This is a genomic window from Brevibacterium sp. LS14, assembly GCF_012027885.1.
Taxonomy (GTDB): Bacteria; Actinomycetota; Actinomycetes; order Actinomycetales; family Brevibacteriaceae; genus Brevibacterium; species Brevibacterium casei.
Window position 1 is genome coordinate 36,827 of the sequence record NZ_SJXG01000009.1, and the last position, 15,859, is coordinate 52,685.

Below are 15,859 nucleotides of genomic sequence, written 5' to 3' on the forward strand. Positions count from 1 at the left end.
GTCGGACGGACGATCGCGGCCGGTGGGTCGACTGCTAGCGTGAGTGAGGTCGCCATCATCGAGGGGAGAGCAGGGACCATGGACGATCTGGACGCCATCACCGAGGAATCGCTCGTCGCGAAGGGCGGGCGGAAGTGGTCGACCTACCCCGGCAGCCTCGGTGCGTTCATCGCGGAGATGGACTTCGGGGTCGCTCCCGTCGTCCGGGAGGCGCTGACGGAGATCGACGACCGCGACCTCTACGGCTATGCGCCTGCGCAGATCGTCGCCGATCTCCGAGAGGCGACGGCCGACTTCTGCGCCGAACGCTACGGCTGGCGGTTCCCCGCCGCGCACGTCGAACCGGCGAGCGACGTCATCGCCGCGTTCATCGCCGTCCTCGACCTCCTCACCCCCGCAGGGACGCCGATCGTCCTGCCCACGCCTGCGTACATGCCGTTCTTCGACGTCGCCAGGGTGACCGGTCGCGAGCTCATCGAAGTGCCGATGCTGCGCACCGAGACCGGATGGTCGGTCGACCTCGAGGCCATCGACGCCGCGCTGTGCCCCGGTGCCACCCTCGTCCTGTGCAACCCGCACAATCCCATCGGCAAGGTCTACACGGAGTCCGAGCTTGCGGCACTGGCCGATGTGGTCGAAGCCAACGGTGCCCGTGTGTTCTCCGACGAGATCCACGCACCGCTCGTCTATGAACCGGCGCGCCACGTCCCCTACGCGAGTCTGAGCGAGGTCACCGCCGCCCACACGGTCACGGCGACCGCCGCGTCGAAGGCCTTCAACATCCCCGGGCTCAAGTGCGCCCAGCTCATCCTCACCTCATCCGAGGACCGCGCGGAGTGGAAGCGACGCGGACTGTTCGTCTCCCAGGCGGCGTCGAATCCCGGGATTCTTGCGACGACGGCCGCCTACACCCGCGGCGGTGAGTGGCTCGCTGAGATCACCGCGTACCTCGCCGGCAACCGCGACCTCCTCACCGAACTCCTCTCGGCGGAGCTGCCGAACATCCCCTTCCTGCCCCCGGAGGGCACCTATCTCGCGTGGCTCGACATGCGCGGCTACGGTTTCGACGACCACCTCACGAAGCACTTCACCGAGACGGCGAAGGTCGCGCTCACCGAGGGCCGGCTGTGCGGAGAGGTCGGGGCCGGACACGTGCGCCTCAACTTCGCCCTCCCCCGCCCCCTCCTGCGCGAGGCGGTCGAGCGCATCGCCGCCGCGACGAAGGGCTGAGGCGCAGACAGCTGAGGCCGCGGGGCGGGGTCAACGAGGGTCGAGGCACCGAGGGCTGAGGGATCGGCCCGGATCAGCCCTCGGGCAGCCAGTCGACGAGGTCGTGGGAGGGGCTTTCCGCCGCAGCCTCCCGGACCTGCTGGTCGTAGCGGAGGTAGTACTCGAGGTTGCAGCGGTCCATGACGGCCCGGAACCGCTGTGACGGCTGCTCCTCGCCGACGAGGTCGACAGGCAGCAGCGGATTCTCCATCACCGCGCGACCGACCCGGAAGTAGAGGTCGAAGAACCGGCCGATCGGCAGCTCCGGCAGCCCGGTGCCCGGTCTGCCCTGTTCTCCGGCGAGGAGCGCGAGTTCGGCCTCGAGGGTCTCGATCTCCGTGCGTGCACAGTCGAGGTCGAAGGCGATGGCCGTCAGCCGTTTCGCGGACTCGAGGTCGTCAGGGACGAGGCGCGTGAACTCGTACCAGCCGCCGTTCGTCATCTTCGGCAGCTGCGCGACGAGAGCACGGGCATGGTCGTGGAAGCCGATGAGCAGACCCGACCGCAGCTGCCGGTACCCGAGCATCCGCGCCGAGTACTGGAAGCGGTCGCGCAGCTGGCGGGAGGCCTCAGGGATCGTGTAGATCGCGGCGTGGAAATGCCCGTCGAACTCCGGCGCCGTCCGCTCTCCGCCGATGTCGTGGAACTGGGAGAGGATGCGTTCGCGCAGACGGTAGAGGGTCACCCGGCCTCGGCGCTCGGCGCTGACGAGCTCGCGCTGGACCATGCGGGTGAGCTGGTTGTGCACGCTTGAGGCCGAATACCCGTGGTCGGCGAGGATGCGCACGATGATCGGACCGGGCACGGCGCTCGCGCGCAGACACCCGAAGACGGAGATCACGTCGAAGGTGATCCTGGTCAGCCGGTAGCGATCGCCCACATCTGAGCTCCGTTTCGTGACATCTTGGACTCGGCCCACAGCCTGATCGTACCTTGAGAGCAGGCAGTCAGCCCCCGCGGATCCGGGGATGTTCCCTCTGCTCGGAACGCTTCCCCACCTGCGCCGATGTGAAGAGAGGTCAGTCATGGACGATGAGAAGCACACCCAGACCCTGCGCACCTACCACCAGGCCCGCACGACCGCCGCAATCGCCGGAGGAATCGCGACGTTCCTCGCGTTCGCGATCTTCCAGATCGTCGGAGCCGGGATCCTCGACACCGCCGCGTGGATGTTCGCGCTCGGGGCGATGACGTTCTCCGGCGTCTTCGTCGCCAGCTACCTCGGCTACGCTGCCGCCGGCAAGCGGACCCGAGTCGACGCGGCCGCCTGATCCGGTCCACCCCTGCCTCCCCTCGAGGCCCGGAGCCGCCCCTCTCGGCGACGAGGTGACGGGTCAGCTGCCCGCGGGCGGCACCGGCTCGATCCCGTACGGGGCGAGCCCGGCCGCGCCGCCGTCTTCCGCGGTGAGCACCCAGACCCCGTCTGCGTGCCGGGCGACACTGTGCTCCCAGTGGCTGGCCCGGGAACCGTCGGCCGTGACGACGGTCCAGTCATCGGCGAGCGTCACAGTCTCGGGGCTGCCGGCGGTGAGCATCGGCTCGATGGCCAGGCACATTCCGGGCCGGATCTTCGGGCCGTTCGACTTCGCCCGGTAGTTGAGCACCTCGGGTGCCATGTGCATGGCCGTGCCGATGCCGTGCCCGGTGAACTCCTCGACGAGGCCGAGCGCAGGCGCCGCCTCGGTGACGTAGTCGTCGATGGCGTCCCCGATGTCGCTCACCTTCGTCCCCGTCGCGAACGCCGCGATGCCCGCCCACATCGCGCCTTCAGTGGCACGGGAGAGGGCACGGTCCGCCTCGGTGCCGGCGTCGTCCCCGCCGACGACCATCGTGAACGCGGAATCGCCGTGGAATCCCTCGACGATCGCCCCGCCGTCGATGGAGACGAGGTCCCCGCGCTCCAGGACACGCTTCCCGGGGATCCCGTGGACGATCTCCTCGTTGACGGAGATGCAGAGGACCGCGGGGAACCCCTGATAGCCCTTGAAGTTCGACGTCGCTCCGGCGTCCGCGATCGCGCGTTCGGCTGCCGCGTCGACCTCCGCGGTCGTGGCCCCCGGCACCGCGGCCGCACGGGCCGCATCGAGAGCCGCCCTGGTGACCAGGCCGGCCCAATGCATCCGCACGAGCTCGGCGGGGGACTTGAGCTCGATCCGCGGACCGAAGATCATCGCAGGGCGGCGAGGATGCGGTCGGTGATCTCGGCGACCTCGCCGAGGCCGTCGACCTCGCGCAGGAGCCCGCGTTCGCGGTAGATGTCGGTCAGCGGCTGGGTCTGCTCGGCGTAGACGTCGAGGCGGTGGCGGATGACGTCCTCGCTGTCGTCGCTGCGCCCTTCCTTCTCCGCGCGCGCGAGCAGACGGGCGACGACCTCGTCGGTGTCGGCGGTGAGCTCGACGACGCCGGAGAGCTCGGTGCCCGCCTCGGCGAGCATCCTGTCGAGTTCGGCGACCTGCGCAGCGGTGCGCGGGTAGCCGTCGAGGAGGAAGCCCTCACGTGCGTCGTCCTGGCTGAGACGATCGGCGACCATCTTGTTCGTCACCTCGTCGGGGACGTACTCCCCGGCATCCATGTAGCGCTTGGCGAGCTTGCCGAGCTCCGTCTCCCCCTTGACGTTGGCGCGGAAGATGTCACCGGTGGAGATCGCAGGGATGCTCAGGGCCTCGGCCAGCCGTGCCGCCTGGGTGCCCTTGCCCGCTCCGGGCGGGCCGATGAGGATGATGCGTGAACTCATATCTGTCCTTCCCAGACCGTGATCGGTCTGTGCTTCCAGGGCCGTGACCGACGCCGGTGCGGCGCCGGAGGCCCTCGTGGTGGCGCGGGATCAGCGCAGCAGGCCCTCGTAGTGGCGCTGCTGCATCTGGGCGTCGATCTGCTTGACCGTCTCGAGGCCGACTCCCACGATGATGAGCAGCGACGTGCCGCCGAACGGGAAGTTCTGGTTCGCGTTGATGAGGACCAGGGCGATGAGCGGGATGAGCGCGACGAACGCGAGGTAGAGCGATCCGGGGAAGTTGATCCGGCTGAGCACGAAGCTCAGGTAGTCGGCGGTGGGGCGGCCGGCGCGGATGCCGGGGATGAAGCCGCCGTACTTCTTCATGTTGTCCGCGACTTCCTCCGGGTTGAAGGTGATCGCGACGTAGAAGTAGGAGAAGAAGATGACGAGCACCGCGTAGGCGGCGATGTAGATCGGGTGGTCGCCGCGCGTGAAGTACGTGTTGATCCACTCGACCCAGCCCGTCTGCGGGTCGAAGAACTGAGCGATGAGGCTCGGCAGGTAGAGGACCGAGGAGGCGAAGATGACCGGGATGACGCCGGCCATGTTGACCTTGATCGGAATGTACGTCGACGTGCCGCCGAACATACGGCGCCCGACCATGCGCTTGGCGTACTGGACGGGGATGCGTCGCTGCGACTGCTCGACGAAGACGACGAGGGCGACGAGGACGAGTCCGACGGCGATGACGATGAGGAAGACGTCGATGCCCTGCTCGCTGAGGATCGCCCCGAGCGAGGAGGGGAACGCCGAGGCGACGGAGGTGAAGATGAGGATCGACATGCCGTTGCCGACGCCGTGCTCGGTGATCTGCTCGCCGAGCCACATGATCAGACCGGTGCCGGCCGTGAGCGTGAGGACGAGGATCGCCAGACCCCACCATTCGTTGTTGACGATGAGGTCGGTGCAGCCCTGGATGTTGCCGAAGAGCGCACCCGACTCCACGGTGGCGACCAGTGTCGTCGAGTTGAGGACCGCGAGACCGATCGTGAGGTAGCGCGTGTACTGGGTGAGCTTCGCCTGGCCGGAGGCGCCTTCCTTGTGGAGGGCCTCGAAGCGCGGGATGACGACGCGCAGCAGCTGGACGATGATGCTCGCCGTGATGTAGGGCATGATGCCGAGAGCGAAGATCGACAGCTGGAGCAGGGCGCCGCCGCTGAAGAGGTTGATCATCGCGAACCCGCCGGAGTTCAGCTGCGGGGAGGCCACGCACTCCTGGACCTTCGTGTAGTCGATGCCGGGCGAGGGGATGAACGAGCCCAGTCGGAAGATGACGATGATGCCCAGGGTGAAGAGGAGTTTGTTCCTCAGGTCAGGCGTGGTGAAGGCCCTCCGAATTGCGCCGATCAAGCGTCCTCCTCAGTGGGGGATGGAAGTCAGGGTCGCTGTCACGACCTGGCGAATGAGACAAATACCTGCAAAAGACTACCAGGGTCGAGGGTCCAGACCGAAACCGGGCGGGCCCCTCTCCCCCGGTTTCTCGCCGTTCTCCCCGCCCCGCCGTGACCGGGGTCTCCGCGGGTGCCGGGTGCCGCCTCGGCGATGGTGTCCCCGCTCCCCCGCCGAGGCGGTGGCTGGGTGCGCAGGGACGACGAAGGGGACGGTCACCGAAGTGACCGTCCCCTCTCAGCCGTGGTCCGACTCAGCGCAGGGCGCCGAACGGATCAGGCCTCGGTGGCGTTGCCGCCCGCAGCCTTGATCTTCTCGAGCGCGGAGCCCGAGAACTTGTCTGCGGTGATGTTGATCGCCACAGTGATCTCGCCCGTGCCCAGAACCTTGACCGGCTGCTTCGGGCGCACAGCGCCCTTGGCGACCAGATCGGCGACGGTGACGTCGCCGCCTTCCGGGAACAGTGCCGACAGCTTATCGAGGTTGACGACCTGGAAGGTCACCTTCGCGGGGTTCTTGAACCCACGCAGCTTCGGCAGACGCATGTGCATCGGCGTCTGGCCGCCCTCGAAGCCGTGCGGAACCTGGTAGCGGGCCTTCGTGCCCTTGGTTCCGCGTCCGGCGGTCTTGCCCTTCGAGCCCTCACCGCGACCCACGCGGGTCTTCGCGGTCTTGGCGCCCGGGGCCGGACGGAGATCGTGGAGCTTGAGTGCGTCGTTGTTCGCCATATCAGTCCACCTCTTCCACAGTCACAAGGTGACGCACGACGTTGATCATTCCCCGGATCTCCGGACGATCCTCGTGCACCACCACATCGTTGATCCGCTTGAGGCCGAGCGAACGCAGCGAATCACGCTGGTTCTGCTTGCCGCCGATCTCGGACTTCTTCTGAGTAACCTTGAGCTTCGCCATCAGGACTTCGCCCCGCTTTCGGCGGCCGCACGCAGGAGAGCGTGCGGAGCGACCTCGTCGACGGGCAGGCCGCGGCGGGCCGCGACTTCCTCGGGACGCTCAAGGTTCTGCAGAGCCTTGATCGCAGCGTGGACGATGTTGATCGCGTTCGACGAACCCAGCGACTTGGACAGGATGTCCTGGACGCCGGCGGCATCGAGCACGGCGCGGACCGGACCACCGGCGATGACGCCGGTACCCGGAGCGGCCGGGCGGAGCAGGACGACGCCTGCCGCTTCCTCACCCTGGACGGGGTGAGGGATCGTCTTCTGGATGCGGGGGACGCGGAAGAAGTTCTTCTTCGCCTCCTCGACACCCTTCGCGATCGCGGCGGGGACTTCCTTCGCCTTGCCGTAGCCCATGCCGACCATGCCGTCTCCGTCACCGACGACGACGAGGGCGGTGAAGGAGAACCGACGTCCACCCTTGACGACCTTCGACACGCGGTTGATCGTGACGACGTGCTCGATGAACTGGCTCTTCTCCTCGCGGTCTCCTCGACCGCCGCGTCCACGGCCTTCGCCGCGTCCGCGACCCTGGCCGCGTCCGCCGCGGTTGTCACCGCCGCGGCTGTCGCCGCCGCGGTTCTCCGCAGTCTCCTGCGATTCCTTGTTCTCTTCAGTGCTCATAGGGCCAATCCTCCTTCACGGGCACCTTCGGCGATGGCCTGCACTCGGCCGTGGTAGGCGTTGCCTCCACGGTCGAACACGACGGCCTCGACGCCGGCTTCCTTGGCGCGCTGAGCAACCAGCTCGCCGACCTTGCGGGCCTTGCCGGTCTTGTCTGCTTCGAGTGCGCGCAGCTCGGCTTCCATGGTGGACGCCGATGCCAGGGTCTTGCCGACGGTGTCGTCGATGACCTGGACGAAGACGTGGCGCGTGGAACGGGTCACTGAGAGACGCGGGCGCTCGGCCGTGCCGCTGACGTGCTTGCGCAGACGAGCGTGACGACGCTTGCGAGCAGCTGCCCTGCCCTTGCCGTAGCTTTCCTTCTTGCCAAAGGCCATCTCTACTTACCAGCCTTTCCGACCTTGCGACGGACGTTCTCGCCGGCGTAGCGCACACCCTTGCCCTTGTACGGCTCAGGCTTGCGCAGCTTCCGGATGTTCGCAGCGGTCTCGCCGACCAGCTGCTTGTCGATGCCGTGGACGGCCACCTTGTTCTGTCCTTCGACGGTGAACGAGATGCCCTCCGGCGGTTCGACGGTGATCGAGTGGCTGTAGCCGAGAGCGAACTCGAGGTTCGATCCCTTCGCCTGCACACGGTAGCCGGTGCCGACGATCTCGAGGCCCTTGGAGTAGCCATCGGTGACACCGATGATCATGTTGTTGATCAGGGTGCGGGACAGTCCGTGGAGCGAACGCGATTCGCGCTCGTCGTCAGGACGGGCCACGGTCACGACGCCATCCTCGAGCGACACGGTGATCGGCTCGGCGATGGTCACGGACAGTTCGCCCTTGGGTCCCTTGACGGCGACATCCTGGCCGTCGATCTTCACCTCGACACCAGAGGGAACGGAGATCGGGTTCTTGCCAATGCGTGACATGCTCTTCTCTCCTTTCCTTACCAGACGTAGGCGAGGACTTCCCCACCCACACCCTTCTTGGCGGCCTGTCGATCGGTCAGGAGACCTGAGGACGTCGACAGGATGGCGATGCCGAGTCCACCGAGGACCTTCGGCAGGTTGGTCGACTTCGCGTAGACGCGCAGCCCGGGCTTCGACACACGGCGGAGGCCGGCGATCGAACGCTCACGGTTGGGGCCGAACTTGAGATCGAGGCGAAGGGTCTTCCCGACGGTCGCGTCTTCGACGCTCCACCCGGTGATGTAGCCTTCCTCCTTGAGGATCTCGGCGATGTTCGACTTCAGCTTCGAGAACGGCATGCTGACGTCCTCGTGGTAAGCCGAGTTGGCGTTGCGCAGACGCGTGAGCATGTCTGCGACTGGATCAGTCATTGTCATTGTGGGCTCATGCCCTTCCTCGTTACGGTTTCCGCCCGCGACGTGCGCGCTTGGACCTGCAACGTAGAGATCATTTGGTCTTGAACGGGAACCCGAGGTGACGCAGCAGAGCACGTCCCTCATCGTCGGTCTTGGCGGTCGTGACGACGGTGATGTCCATACCGCGGACGCGATCGATGCGATCCTGGTCGATCTCGTGGAACATCGACTGCTCCGTGAGACCGAAGGTGTAGTTGCCGTTGCCGTCGAACTGACGGTCCGAGAGTCCGCGGAAGTCGCGGATGCGCGGAAGCGCCAGGGAGATGACACGGTCGACGAACTCCCACATGCGGGCGCCGCGCATGGTCACGTGCGCACCGATGGGCTGGCCCTCGCGCAGCTTGAACTGGGCGATCGACTTCTTCGCCCGGGTCACGACCGGCTTCTGGCCGGTGATGAGGGTGAGGTCGTTGATCGCACCTTCGATGAGCTTCGAGTCACGCGCAGCGTCACCCACACCCATGTTCACGACGACCTTGGTCAGGCCGGGAACCTGCATCGGGTTCGCGTAGTCGAATTCGTCCTGGAGCTTACCGACGATCTCATCGCGGTAGACCTGCTTGAGGCGCGGCGCCGGACGGTTCGTGCTTGTCTCCGTCATCAGATCTCCTCCCCGGTGCGACGCGAGTAGCGGACGCGGACGGTCTTGGTGCGACCGTCCCGCTCGACCTTCTCCTCGCGGTATCCGACGCGGGTCGGCTTGTTGTCCTTGGGATCAACGAGCGCCACGTTGGACACATGGATGGGGGCTTCGTGAGTCTCACGGCCACCGGCGGTGCCGCCGGCCTGAGTCTGGGTTGCCTTCTTGTGCTTGATCACGCGGTTGACGCCCTCGACGAGGACGCGGTTGCGCTCGGGGTAGACGGCAAGGACCTTGCCCTGCTTCCCACGATCGCCGCCGCGCGACTGACGGGCACCTGCGATCACCTGGACGAGGTCGCCTTTCTTGATCTTGAGCTTGTTCGCCATGCTCACAACACCTCCGGTGCCAGGGAGACGATCTTCATGAACTTCTTGTCACGCAATTCGCGTCCCACGGGTCCGAAGATGCGGGTGCCGCGCGGTTCCCCATCGTTCTTGAGGATGACTGCTGCATTCTCGTCGAACTTGATGTAGGAGCCGTCCGGACGACGGCGTTCCTTGGCGGTGCGGACGATGACGGCCTTGACGACGTCACCCTTCTTCACATTGCCGCCGGGGATTGCGTCTTTGACGGTGGCCACGATGGTGTCACCGATCGAGGCGTAGCGCCGACCGGAACCGCCGAGGATCCTGATGGCCAGGATCTCCTTGGCTCCGGTGTTGTCGGCGACTTTGAGTCGCGACTCTTGCTGAATCACTGTTTTCTCCTGTCGTCGCGCTGGTTCTCACGATGGTGCTGCGAGCCTTGCGGAACGGATTCATTGACATACTCACCCCGTTCCCGGTAGCCGCCCATGGTCTCGCGGACGAGACCATGGGCGGGACCAGGAGGGAGGGGCGACGCCGGCTTTACTTGGCTCGTTCGACGATCTCGACGAGCCGCCAGCGCTTTGCGGCCGAGACCGGCCGCGTTTCGGCCACGACGACGAGGTCGCCGATACCGGCGGTGTTCTCCTCGTCATGAGCCTTGATCTTGACCGACTTGCGCATGACCTTGCCGTAGAGGCGGTGCTTCATGCGCTCCTCGATCTCGACGACGATGGTCTTGTCCATCTTGTCGGACACGACGTAGCCACGCGCAGTCTTGCGGGAGTTGCGCTCGGGGGTCGTCGCCTCGGGCTTGGTGGTCTCCGCCATCACTTGTCCTCTTCCTTCGCATCAGCGGGGTTCGGACGGATGTCCAGCTCCCGCTCGTTGAGCACGGTGTAGATACGAGCGATGTCGCGACGCACAGCCTTGAGGCGGCCGTGGCTCTCCAGCTGGCCGGTGGCCGACTGGAAACGCAGATTGAACAGCTCGGCCTTGGCCTTCTTGAGCTCCTCTGCCAGACGCTCGTTGTCGAAACCGTCAAGCGCGTCCATGGACAGGTTCTTCGAACCGATTGCCATGCTCACTCACCACCTTCGCGGGCCACGATGCGGGCCTTGAGCGGAAGCTTGTGGATCGCCAGGCGCAGGGCCTCGCGAGCAACTTCCTCGGACACGCCGGCGAGTTCGAACATGACCCGTCCCGGCTTGACATTGGCGACCCACCACTCGGGAGAGCCCTTACCGGAACCCATGCGGGTCTCGGCGGGCTTCTTCGTCAGCGGTCGGTCAGGGTAGATGTTGATCCACACCTTGCCACCGCGCTTGATGTAGCGCGTCATGGCAATACGTGCGGCTTCGATCTGCCTGTTGGTGACGTAGGCCGGCTCGAGGGCCTGGATGCCGTAGTCACCGAAGGCCACCGTCGTGCCACCCTTGGCGGCGCCGCCCCGCTTGGGGTGGTGCTGCTTGCGGTACTTCACTCGACGAGGGATCAACATGTCTCAGCCCTCCGTTCCGGCCTCAGCCGCGGGGGCCTCGGCGCTGTTCTCAGTGGTACGGGCCGAGTCGTTCCGGCGGGCTCCGCCTTCCTGACCGCGGCCACGGCCGCCACGACCGCGTCCACGACCACGGGGGCCGCGGGCAGCAGGAGCCTTCGCCTGCTCGGCGGCAAGCTCCTTGTCGGTCATGTCGCCCTTGTAGATCCACACCTTGACGCCGATGCGTCCGAAGGTGGTGTGCGCCTCGTGGAATCCGTAGTCGATGTTCGCGCGCAGGGTGTGCAGGGGCACACGGCCTTCGCGGTAGAACTCCGACCGGCTCATCTCGGCGCCGCCGAGACGACCCGAGCACTGCACGCGGATGCCCTTGGCACCGGCGCGCTGCGCCGACTGGATCGCCTTGCGCATCGCACGGCGGAACGCCACACGGCTCGCGAGCTGCTCGGCAACACCCTGAGCGACGAGCTGAGCGTCGATCTCGGGGTTCTTCACCTCGAGGATGTTGAGCTGGATCTGCTTGCCGGTGAGCTTCTCGAGCTGACCGCGGATGCGGTCGGCTTCGGCGCCGCGACGTCCGATGACGATGCCCGGACGGGCGGTGTGGATGTCGACGCGGACACGGTCACGGGTGCGCTCGATGTTGACCTTCGAGATGCCGGCCCGCTCGAGGCCCTTGGTCATCATCTGACGGATCTTGACGTCTTCGAGCACGTAGTCGCTGTAGCGCTGCCCCGGCTTGGTCGAGTCAGCGAACCACTTCGACTTGTGGTCCGTGGTGATTCCGAGTCGGAATCCGTTCGGATTGATCTTCTGGCCCATTAGCGGTTCCCCTTCCGGCTCTTGCGCTGAGGCAGGTCATCGCCGCTGGCCAGGACCACGGTGACGTGGCTGGTGCGCTTCTCGATGCGGAACGCACGTCCCTGAGCACGCGGGCGGAACCGCTTCATGGTCGGTCCTTCGTCCACGAACGCCTCCGAGATGACCAGGTCGTTCTCGTCGAACGCAAGGCCCTCCTCGTCGGCCTTGACACGCGCATTGGCGATGCCCGAGGCGACGAGCTTGTAGATCGGATCGGATGCGGACTGTTCTGCAAACTTCAACACTGCAAGTGCTTCGGTCGCCTGCTGACCACGAATGAGGTCGATGACGCGCCGAGCCTTGCGAGGCGTGACGCGCAGGTAACGCGCCTTAGCCTTGGCTTCCATCGCTTCCTTCTCTCTTGTCTAAGATCGAGAGTCCCCCGCCTCAGCGGCGGCGACCCTTGCGATCGTCCTTTTCGTGGCCACGGAACGTCCGTGTGGGTGCGAACTCGCCGAGCTTGTGCCCGACCATCGCTTCAGTGATGAAGACCGGCACGTGCTTGCGTCCGTCGTGAACGGCGATGGTGTGTCCCAGGAAGTCCGGGATGATCATCGAGCGACGCGACCATGTCTTGATTACGTTCTTGGTGCCCTTTTCGTTCTGACGAGCGACCTTCTGGTACAGGTGCTCATCGACGAAAGGACCCTTCTTGAGGCTACGAGGCATAAGTCAGTACTCCAATCAGCGCTTCTTGCCGGTCCGGCGACGGCGCACGATGTACTTGTCGCTCTCTTTCTTCGGCCGGCGAGTGCGGCCTTCTGGCTGACCCCAAGGGCTGACCGGGTGACGACCACCGGAGGTCTTGCCCTCGCCACCGCCGTGCGGGTGGTCGACCGGGTTCATCACAACACCGCGGACGGTCGGGCGCTTGCCCTTCCAGCGCATGCGGCCTGCCTTGCCCCAGTTGATGTTCGACTGCTCGGCGTTGCCGACCTCGCCGACCGTGGCACGGCAGCGGGCGTCGACGTTGCGGATCTCGCCCGAAGGCATCCGCAGCTGAGCGAAACGGCCGTACTTCGCGACGAGCTGCACGGACGAACCGGCAGAGCGGGCGATCTTCGCGCCGCCACCGGGGCGGAGCTCGACGGCGTGGACGACGGTGCCGACCGGGATGTTGCGCAGGGCGAGGTTGTTGCCCGGCTTGATGTCGGCGCCCGGTCCCGCTTCCACCTGTGCGCCCTGCTTGAGGTTGTGCGGGGCGATGATGTAGCGCTTCTCACCGTCTGCGTAGTGCAGGAGGGCGATGCGCGCGGTGCGGTTCGGGTCGTATTCGATGTGTGCGACCTTGGCGGGCACGCCGTCCTTGTCATGGCGACGGAAGTCGATGACACGGTACTGGCGCTTGTGTCCGCCGCCCTGATGGCGGGTGGTCACGCGTCCCTGGTTGTTGCGGCCGCCGCGCTTGGGCAGCGGGCGCAGAAGCGACTTCTCCGGCGTCGACCGGGTCACTTCGACGAAGTCGGCGACCGAAGAGCCACGGCGGCCCGGGGTCGTCGGCTTGTGCTTGCGGATTCCCATGAGTCTTGTCCTTCTCTGGCGAAGGATCGCTTAGAGCGATCCACCGAAGATGTCGATCGATCCGTCCTTGAGGGCGACGATGGCACGCTTGGTGTCCTTGCGCTTCCCCCAGCCGGTGCGGGTGCGACGGCGCTTGCCCTGACGGTTCAGGGTGTTCACCTTGGCGACCTGCACATCGAAGATCGATTCAATGGCGTTCTTGATCTCGGTCTTGTTCGAGCGCTGATCGACGATGAAGGTGTACTTGCCTTCGTCCATCAGGCTGTAGGTCTTTTCCGAGACGACCGGCGCGATGATGATGTCGCGCGGATCCTTGAAGTTGAGACTCATGATGCGTCCTCCGAATTGCGGTTTCCGCCCAGGAACGCGGCAAGAGCTGCCTCGGTGAACACGATGTCATCGGCGATCAGCACATCGTAGGTGTTGAGCTGATCGGAGGTGAGCACGTGGACGTGGGGCAGGTTGCGCACGCTGAGGTAGGTGACCTCGTCGTCGCGGTCGAGCACCACGAGGGTGTTCTTCCGGTCGGAGAGGCCGGCGAGCGCGAGCTTCGCCTGCTTGGTCGACGGGGCGTCGCCGGTGATGAGGTTCTTCACGACGAAGACCTGATCGAGGCGTGCGCGGTCGGAGAGGGCACCGCGCAGGGCGGCGGCCTTCATCTTCTTCGGCGTCCGCTGCGAGTAGTCGCGCGGCACCGGACCGTGCACGATTCCACCGCCGTTGTACTGGGGAGCGCGGATCGAACCCTGACGGGCGTTGCCGGTTCCCTTCTGACGGTAGGGCTTGCGACCGCCGCCGCGAACTTCGGAGCGGGTCTTGGTCTTGTGCGTGCCCTGACGGGCAGCAGCGAGCTGCGCGACGACGACCTGGTGGATGAGCGGCACGTTCGTCTGCACGCCGAAGACCTCGGCAGGCAGGTCGACCGAGCCGGTCTTCGCACCGGTGGCATCGACGACGTCGACTGTCTTGACATCAGACATATCGTTCAGGCCTCCTTCGCGGCCGAGCGAACGAGAACGACGGCGCCCTTGGGGCCGGGAACGGCGCCCTTGATGAGCAGGAAGTTGTTCTCGGGGTCCACGGCGTGGATCGTGAGGTTCTGGGTGGTGTGCTTGACGGCACCCATGCGGCCGGCCATGCGCATGCCCTTGAACACGCGACCCGGCGTAGCCGCTCCACCGATCGAACCGGGCTTGCGGTGGTTGCGGTGAGCACCGTGCGAGGCGCCGACACCGGCGAAGCCGTGGCGCTTCATGACACCGGCGGTGCCCTTGCCCTTGGTCTTCGCGGTGACGTCGACCTTGACTCCGGCCTCGAACGTGTCGACACCGAGCTCCTGGCCGAGCGAGTACTCGCCGGCGTCAGCGGTGCGCAGCTCGACGAGGTGGCGACGCGGGGTCACGCCGGCCTTCTCGAAGTGACCTGCGGTCGGCTTGTTGACCTTGCGCGGGTCGATCTCGCCGAATGCGATCTGCACGGCGGGGTAACCATCGGTTTCCTCGTCGCGGATCTGGGTGACAACGTTGTTTCCGGTGGCCACAACGGTCACCGGCACGAGCTTGTTCTGCTCATCCCACACCTGGGTCATGCCCAGCTTGGTACCCAGAAGGCCCTTGACCTTGCGGGTGGTCGGGAGAGCTGAGGAACGAGTGTTCGCCATTTTTCCCTCCCTTAGAGCTTGATCTCGATGTTGACGTCGTCAGCGAGGTCGAGACGCATGAGCGAATCGACTGCCTTCGGCGTCGGATCGACGATGTCGATCAGACGCTTGTGCGTGCGCATCTCGAAGTGCTCACGGCTGTCCTTGTACTTGTGCGGCGAACGGATGACGCAGTACACGTTCTTCTCCGTCGGCAACGGCACGGGGCCCACAACAGTCGCACCAGCGCGAGTGACGGTGTCCACGATCTTGCGTGCAGCACTGTCGATCACAGCGTGGTCGTACGACTTGAGCCGGATGCGGATCTTCTGTCCCGCCATGGCGTCGTCTCTTTCTTCAGTTCCTTCCGGCCATCAACCATCACCCGAGAATGCTCGGGCGTGGTCTGTGCCGGCTGACTATGACCGGCCCCCGCGGTCGGGCGTGTCGGCTGTTCCTTGCGGAGAAATCCTTCGATTTCCTCGCGCGGTCCGACGGCGCTTCTACTCATTGGCTGCTCGGTCCGAACCCGCAGTGAAGCAGATTCATCGATCCGATAGTGTTCCGGGCTGTTCGCGGCCGAAGGCCGCAGTGCAGGGGTCAACACCCGAAACGCAACCTGACCATCTTGTCACAGTCCCGGTGTCCCGCGCAATTCCGGGCTTCTCGCTTGTGAGAGAAGTCTCAGCGAACCACTCCGGCTCCCCCGCCGCCGACCCCCACGAGTGAGAAGGGTCTCAGCCCCGAACTTCTTCCGTCCCGAAGAGCGCAGCTCGCGCCCGACTGACTCACCAGTCCGCGATGCCTCCGTCGGGGTTCTTTCGGCCCGAAGTCGCGTCTGTGGTCGAAGAACCGTGGACTCGCAAGCTCACCGTCCCGTGAGTGGTCGCAAAACCGAGGACTCGCAAGCTGACCGGCCCGTGAGTGGTCGATAAACCGAGGTAAATACGCCGAAATCGCCGATTCGCCTCGGTTTATCGACCACACACGGGTTGGTTCGGCGCTGC

25 protein-coding genes and 1 pseudogene are annotated in these 15,859 nt (G+C 65.7%); 2 read left to right on the forward strand and 24 right to left on the reverse strand.

The genetic code is table 11. The annotated features are described in order from the left end of the window. Positions 1–78 precede the first annotated feature (78 nt). Positions 79–1,230 (forward strand): aminotransferase class I/II-fold pyridoxal phosphate-dependent enzyme, encoded by a 1,152-nt coding sequence (locus EZE58_RS01390; RefSeq protein ID WP_167559653.1) that lies wholly within the window; start codon positions 79–81, stop codon positions 1,228–1,230. Between the two features lie 73 nt (positions 1,231–1,303). Here EZE58_RS01390 and EZE58_RS01395 read toward each other — a convergent pair whose 3' ends face one another. Next, entirely contained in the window at positions 1,304–2,149 is an 846-nt protein-coding gene (locus EZE58_RS01395) for a PaaX family transcriptional regulator (protein WP_167559655.1), read from the reverse strand. Positions 2,150–2,294: 145 nt separating this feature from the next. On the opposite strand from EZE58_RS01395, the gene EZE58_RS01400 reads away from it, so the two are divergent. Further along, a complete protein-coding gene (locus tag EZE58_RS01400; RefSeq protein WP_009379229.1) occupies positions 2,295–2,540 on the forward strand; it encodes a hypothetical protein in 246 nt (81 codons plus the stop codon). A gap of 63 nt (positions 2,541–2,603) precedes the next feature. On the opposite strand, the gene map is transcribed toward EZE58_RS01400, so the two are convergent. The 23 genes and pseudogenes from map to rpsJ all read right to left on the reverse strand — a co-directional run bounded on the left by map (position 2,604) and on the right by rpsJ (position 15,193). Next, entirely contained in the window at positions 2,604–3,440 is an 837-nt protein-coding gene (map, locus tag EZE58_RS01405) for a type I methionyl aminopeptidase (RefSeq protein WP_167559657.1), read from the reverse strand. Continuing rightward, the gene (locus EZE58_RS01410; RefSeq protein ID WP_009379223.1) at positions 3,437–4,003 is read right to left on the reverse strand and encodes an adenylate kinase; all 567 of its coding nucleotides are present in this window, start codon (positions 4,001–4,003) and stop codon (positions 3,437–3,439) included. Before EZE58_RS01410 ends, map begins: the two co-directional genes overlap by 4 nt. Before the next feature lie 90 nt (positions 4,004–4,093). Then, a complete protein-coding gene (gene secY / locus EZE58_RS01415) occupies positions 4,094–5,395 on the reverse strand; it encodes a preprotein translocase subunit SecY (RefSeq protein ID WP_009379221.1) in 1,302 nt (433 codons plus the stop codon). Positions 5,396–5,709: 314 nt separating this feature from the next. Continuing rightward, positions 5,710–6,162 carry a 50S ribosomal protein L15 gene (gene rplO / locus EZE58_RS01420; RefSeq protein ID WP_009379220.1) on the reverse strand — a complete coding sequence of 151 codons (453 nt, stop codon included), beginning with the start codon at positions 6,160–6,162 and terminating at the stop codon, positions 5,710–5,712. A 1-nt stretch (position 6,163) separates the two neighbouring features. After that, the gene (rpmD, locus tag EZE58_RS01425) at positions 6,164–6,346 is read right to left on the reverse strand and encodes a 50S ribosomal protein L30 (RefSeq protein WP_009379218.1); all 183 of its coding nucleotides are present in this window, start codon (positions 6,344–6,346) and stop codon (positions 6,164–6,166) included. Continuing rightward, complete coding sequence (gene rpsE / locus EZE58_RS01430; protein ID WP_063249168.1) at positions 6,346–7,014, reverse strand: 30S ribosomal protein S5; 669 nt, start codon at positions 7,012–7,014, stop codon at positions 6,346–6,348. The genes rpmD and rpsE overlap by 1 nt, the downstream gene beginning before the upstream one ends. After that, complete coding sequence (rplR, locus tag EZE58_RS01435; protein WP_009379213.1) at positions 7,011–7,391, reverse strand: 50S ribosomal protein L18; 381 nt, start codon at positions 7,389–7,391, stop codon at positions 7,011–7,013. Before rplR ends, rpsE begins: the two co-directional genes overlap by 4 nt. A gap of 2 nt (positions 7,392–7,393) precedes the next feature. Next, positions 7,394–7,930 carry a 50S ribosomal protein L6 gene (gene rplF, locus EZE58_RS01440; RefSeq protein ID WP_009379212.1) on the reverse strand — a complete coding sequence of 179 codons (537 nt, stop codon included), beginning with the start codon at positions 7,928–7,930 and terminating at the stop codon, positions 7,394–7,396. A 17-nt stretch (positions 7,931–7,947) separates the two neighbouring features. After that, positions 7,948–8,346 (reverse strand): 30S ribosomal protein S8, encoded by a 399-nt coding sequence (gene rpsH, locus EZE58_RS01445; RefSeq protein ID WP_009379210.1) that lies wholly within the window; start codon positions 8,344–8,346, stop codon positions 7,948–7,950. A gap of 70 nt (positions 8,347–8,416) precedes the next feature. Further along, a complete protein-coding gene (rplE, locus tag EZE58_RS01450) occupies positions 8,417–8,986 on the reverse strand; it encodes a 50S ribosomal protein L5 (RefSeq protein ID WP_009379209.1) in 570 nt (189 codons plus the stop codon). Next, on the reverse strand, positions 8,986–9,354 hold the full coding sequence (gene rplX / locus EZE58_RS01455) for a 50S ribosomal protein L24 (protein WP_009379207.1): 369 nt from the start codon (positions 9,352–9,354) through the stop codon (positions 8,986–8,988). The genes rplE and rplX overlap by 1 nt, the downstream gene beginning before the upstream one ends. A gap of 2 nt (positions 9,355–9,356) precedes the next feature. Further along, a complete protein-coding gene (rplN, locus tag EZE58_RS01460) occupies positions 9,357–9,725 on the reverse strand; it encodes a 50S ribosomal protein L14 (RefSeq protein WP_009379205.1) in 369 nt (122 codons plus the stop codon). A 151-nt stretch (positions 9,726–9,876) separates the two neighbouring features. Continuing rightward, positions 9,877–10,164, reverse strand: coding sequence for a 30S ribosomal protein S17 (gene rpsQ / locus EZE58_RS01465; protein WP_063249169.1), 288 nt, complete (start codon positions 10,162–10,164; stop codon positions 9,877–9,879). Positions 10,165–10,199: 35 nt separating this feature from the next. After that, positions 10,200–10,415, reverse strand: a pseudogene (gene rpmC, locus EZE58_RS01470) (50S ribosomal protein L29); the annotation flags it as partial. A 2-nt stretch (positions 10,416–10,417) separates the two neighbouring features. Further along, positions 10,418–10,834, reverse strand: a complete 417-nt coding sequence (gene rplP, locus EZE58_RS01475; RefSeq protein ID WP_009379199.1) for a 50S ribosomal protein L16 — start codon at positions 10,832–10,834, stop codon at positions 10,418–10,420. A gap of 3 nt (positions 10,835–10,837) precedes the next feature. Then, on the reverse strand, positions 10,838–11,653 hold the full coding sequence (gene rpsC, locus EZE58_RS01480; protein ID WP_009379198.1) for a 30S ribosomal protein S3: 816 nt from the start codon (positions 11,651–11,653) through the stop codon (positions 10,838–10,840). Continuing rightward, entirely contained in the window at positions 11,653–12,039 is a 387-nt protein-coding gene (gene rplV / locus EZE58_RS01485; RefSeq protein ID WP_009379197.1) for a 50S ribosomal protein L22, read from the reverse strand. Before rplV ends, rpsC begins: the two co-directional genes overlap by 1 nt. A gap of 40 nt (positions 12,040–12,079) precedes the next feature. After that, positions 12,080–12,361: a 30S ribosomal protein S19 gene (gene rpsS / locus EZE58_RS01490; protein WP_009379196.1), complete on the reverse strand. Its 282-nt coding sequence runs from the start codon at positions 12,359–12,361 to the stop codon at positions 12,080–12,082. A gap of 15 nt (positions 12,362–12,376) precedes the next feature. Beyond that, positions 12,377–13,213, reverse strand: coding sequence for a 50S ribosomal protein L2 (gene rplB / locus EZE58_RS01495; protein WP_009379195.1), 837 nt, complete (start codon positions 13,211–13,213; stop codon positions 12,377–12,379). Positions 13,214–13,243: 30 nt separating this feature from the next. Next, complete coding sequence (gene rplW, locus EZE58_RS01500) at positions 13,244–13,543, reverse strand: 50S ribosomal protein L23 (protein ID WP_009379194.1); 300 nt, start codon at positions 13,541–13,543, stop codon at positions 13,244–13,246. Beyond that, on the reverse strand, positions 13,540–14,193 hold the full coding sequence (rplD, locus tag EZE58_RS01505) for a 50S ribosomal protein L4 (protein ID WP_009379193.1): 654 nt from the start codon (positions 14,191–14,193) through the stop codon (positions 13,540–13,542). Before rplD ends, rplW begins: the two co-directional genes overlap by 4 nt. A gap of 5 nt (positions 14,194–14,198) precedes the next feature. Then, positions 14,199–14,873 carry a 50S ribosomal protein L3 gene (gene rplC, locus EZE58_RS01510; protein WP_009379192.1) on the reverse strand — a complete coding sequence of 225 codons (675 nt, stop codon included), beginning with the start codon at positions 14,871–14,873 and terminating at the stop codon, positions 14,199–14,201. Between the two features lie 11 nt (positions 14,874–14,884). Next, positions 14,885–15,193, reverse strand: coding sequence for a 30S ribosomal protein S10 (gene rpsJ / locus EZE58_RS01515; RefSeq protein WP_009379191.1), 309 nt, complete (start codon positions 15,191–15,193; stop codon positions 14,885–14,887). Between the last annotated feature and the right edge of the window lie 666 nt (positions 15,194–15,859).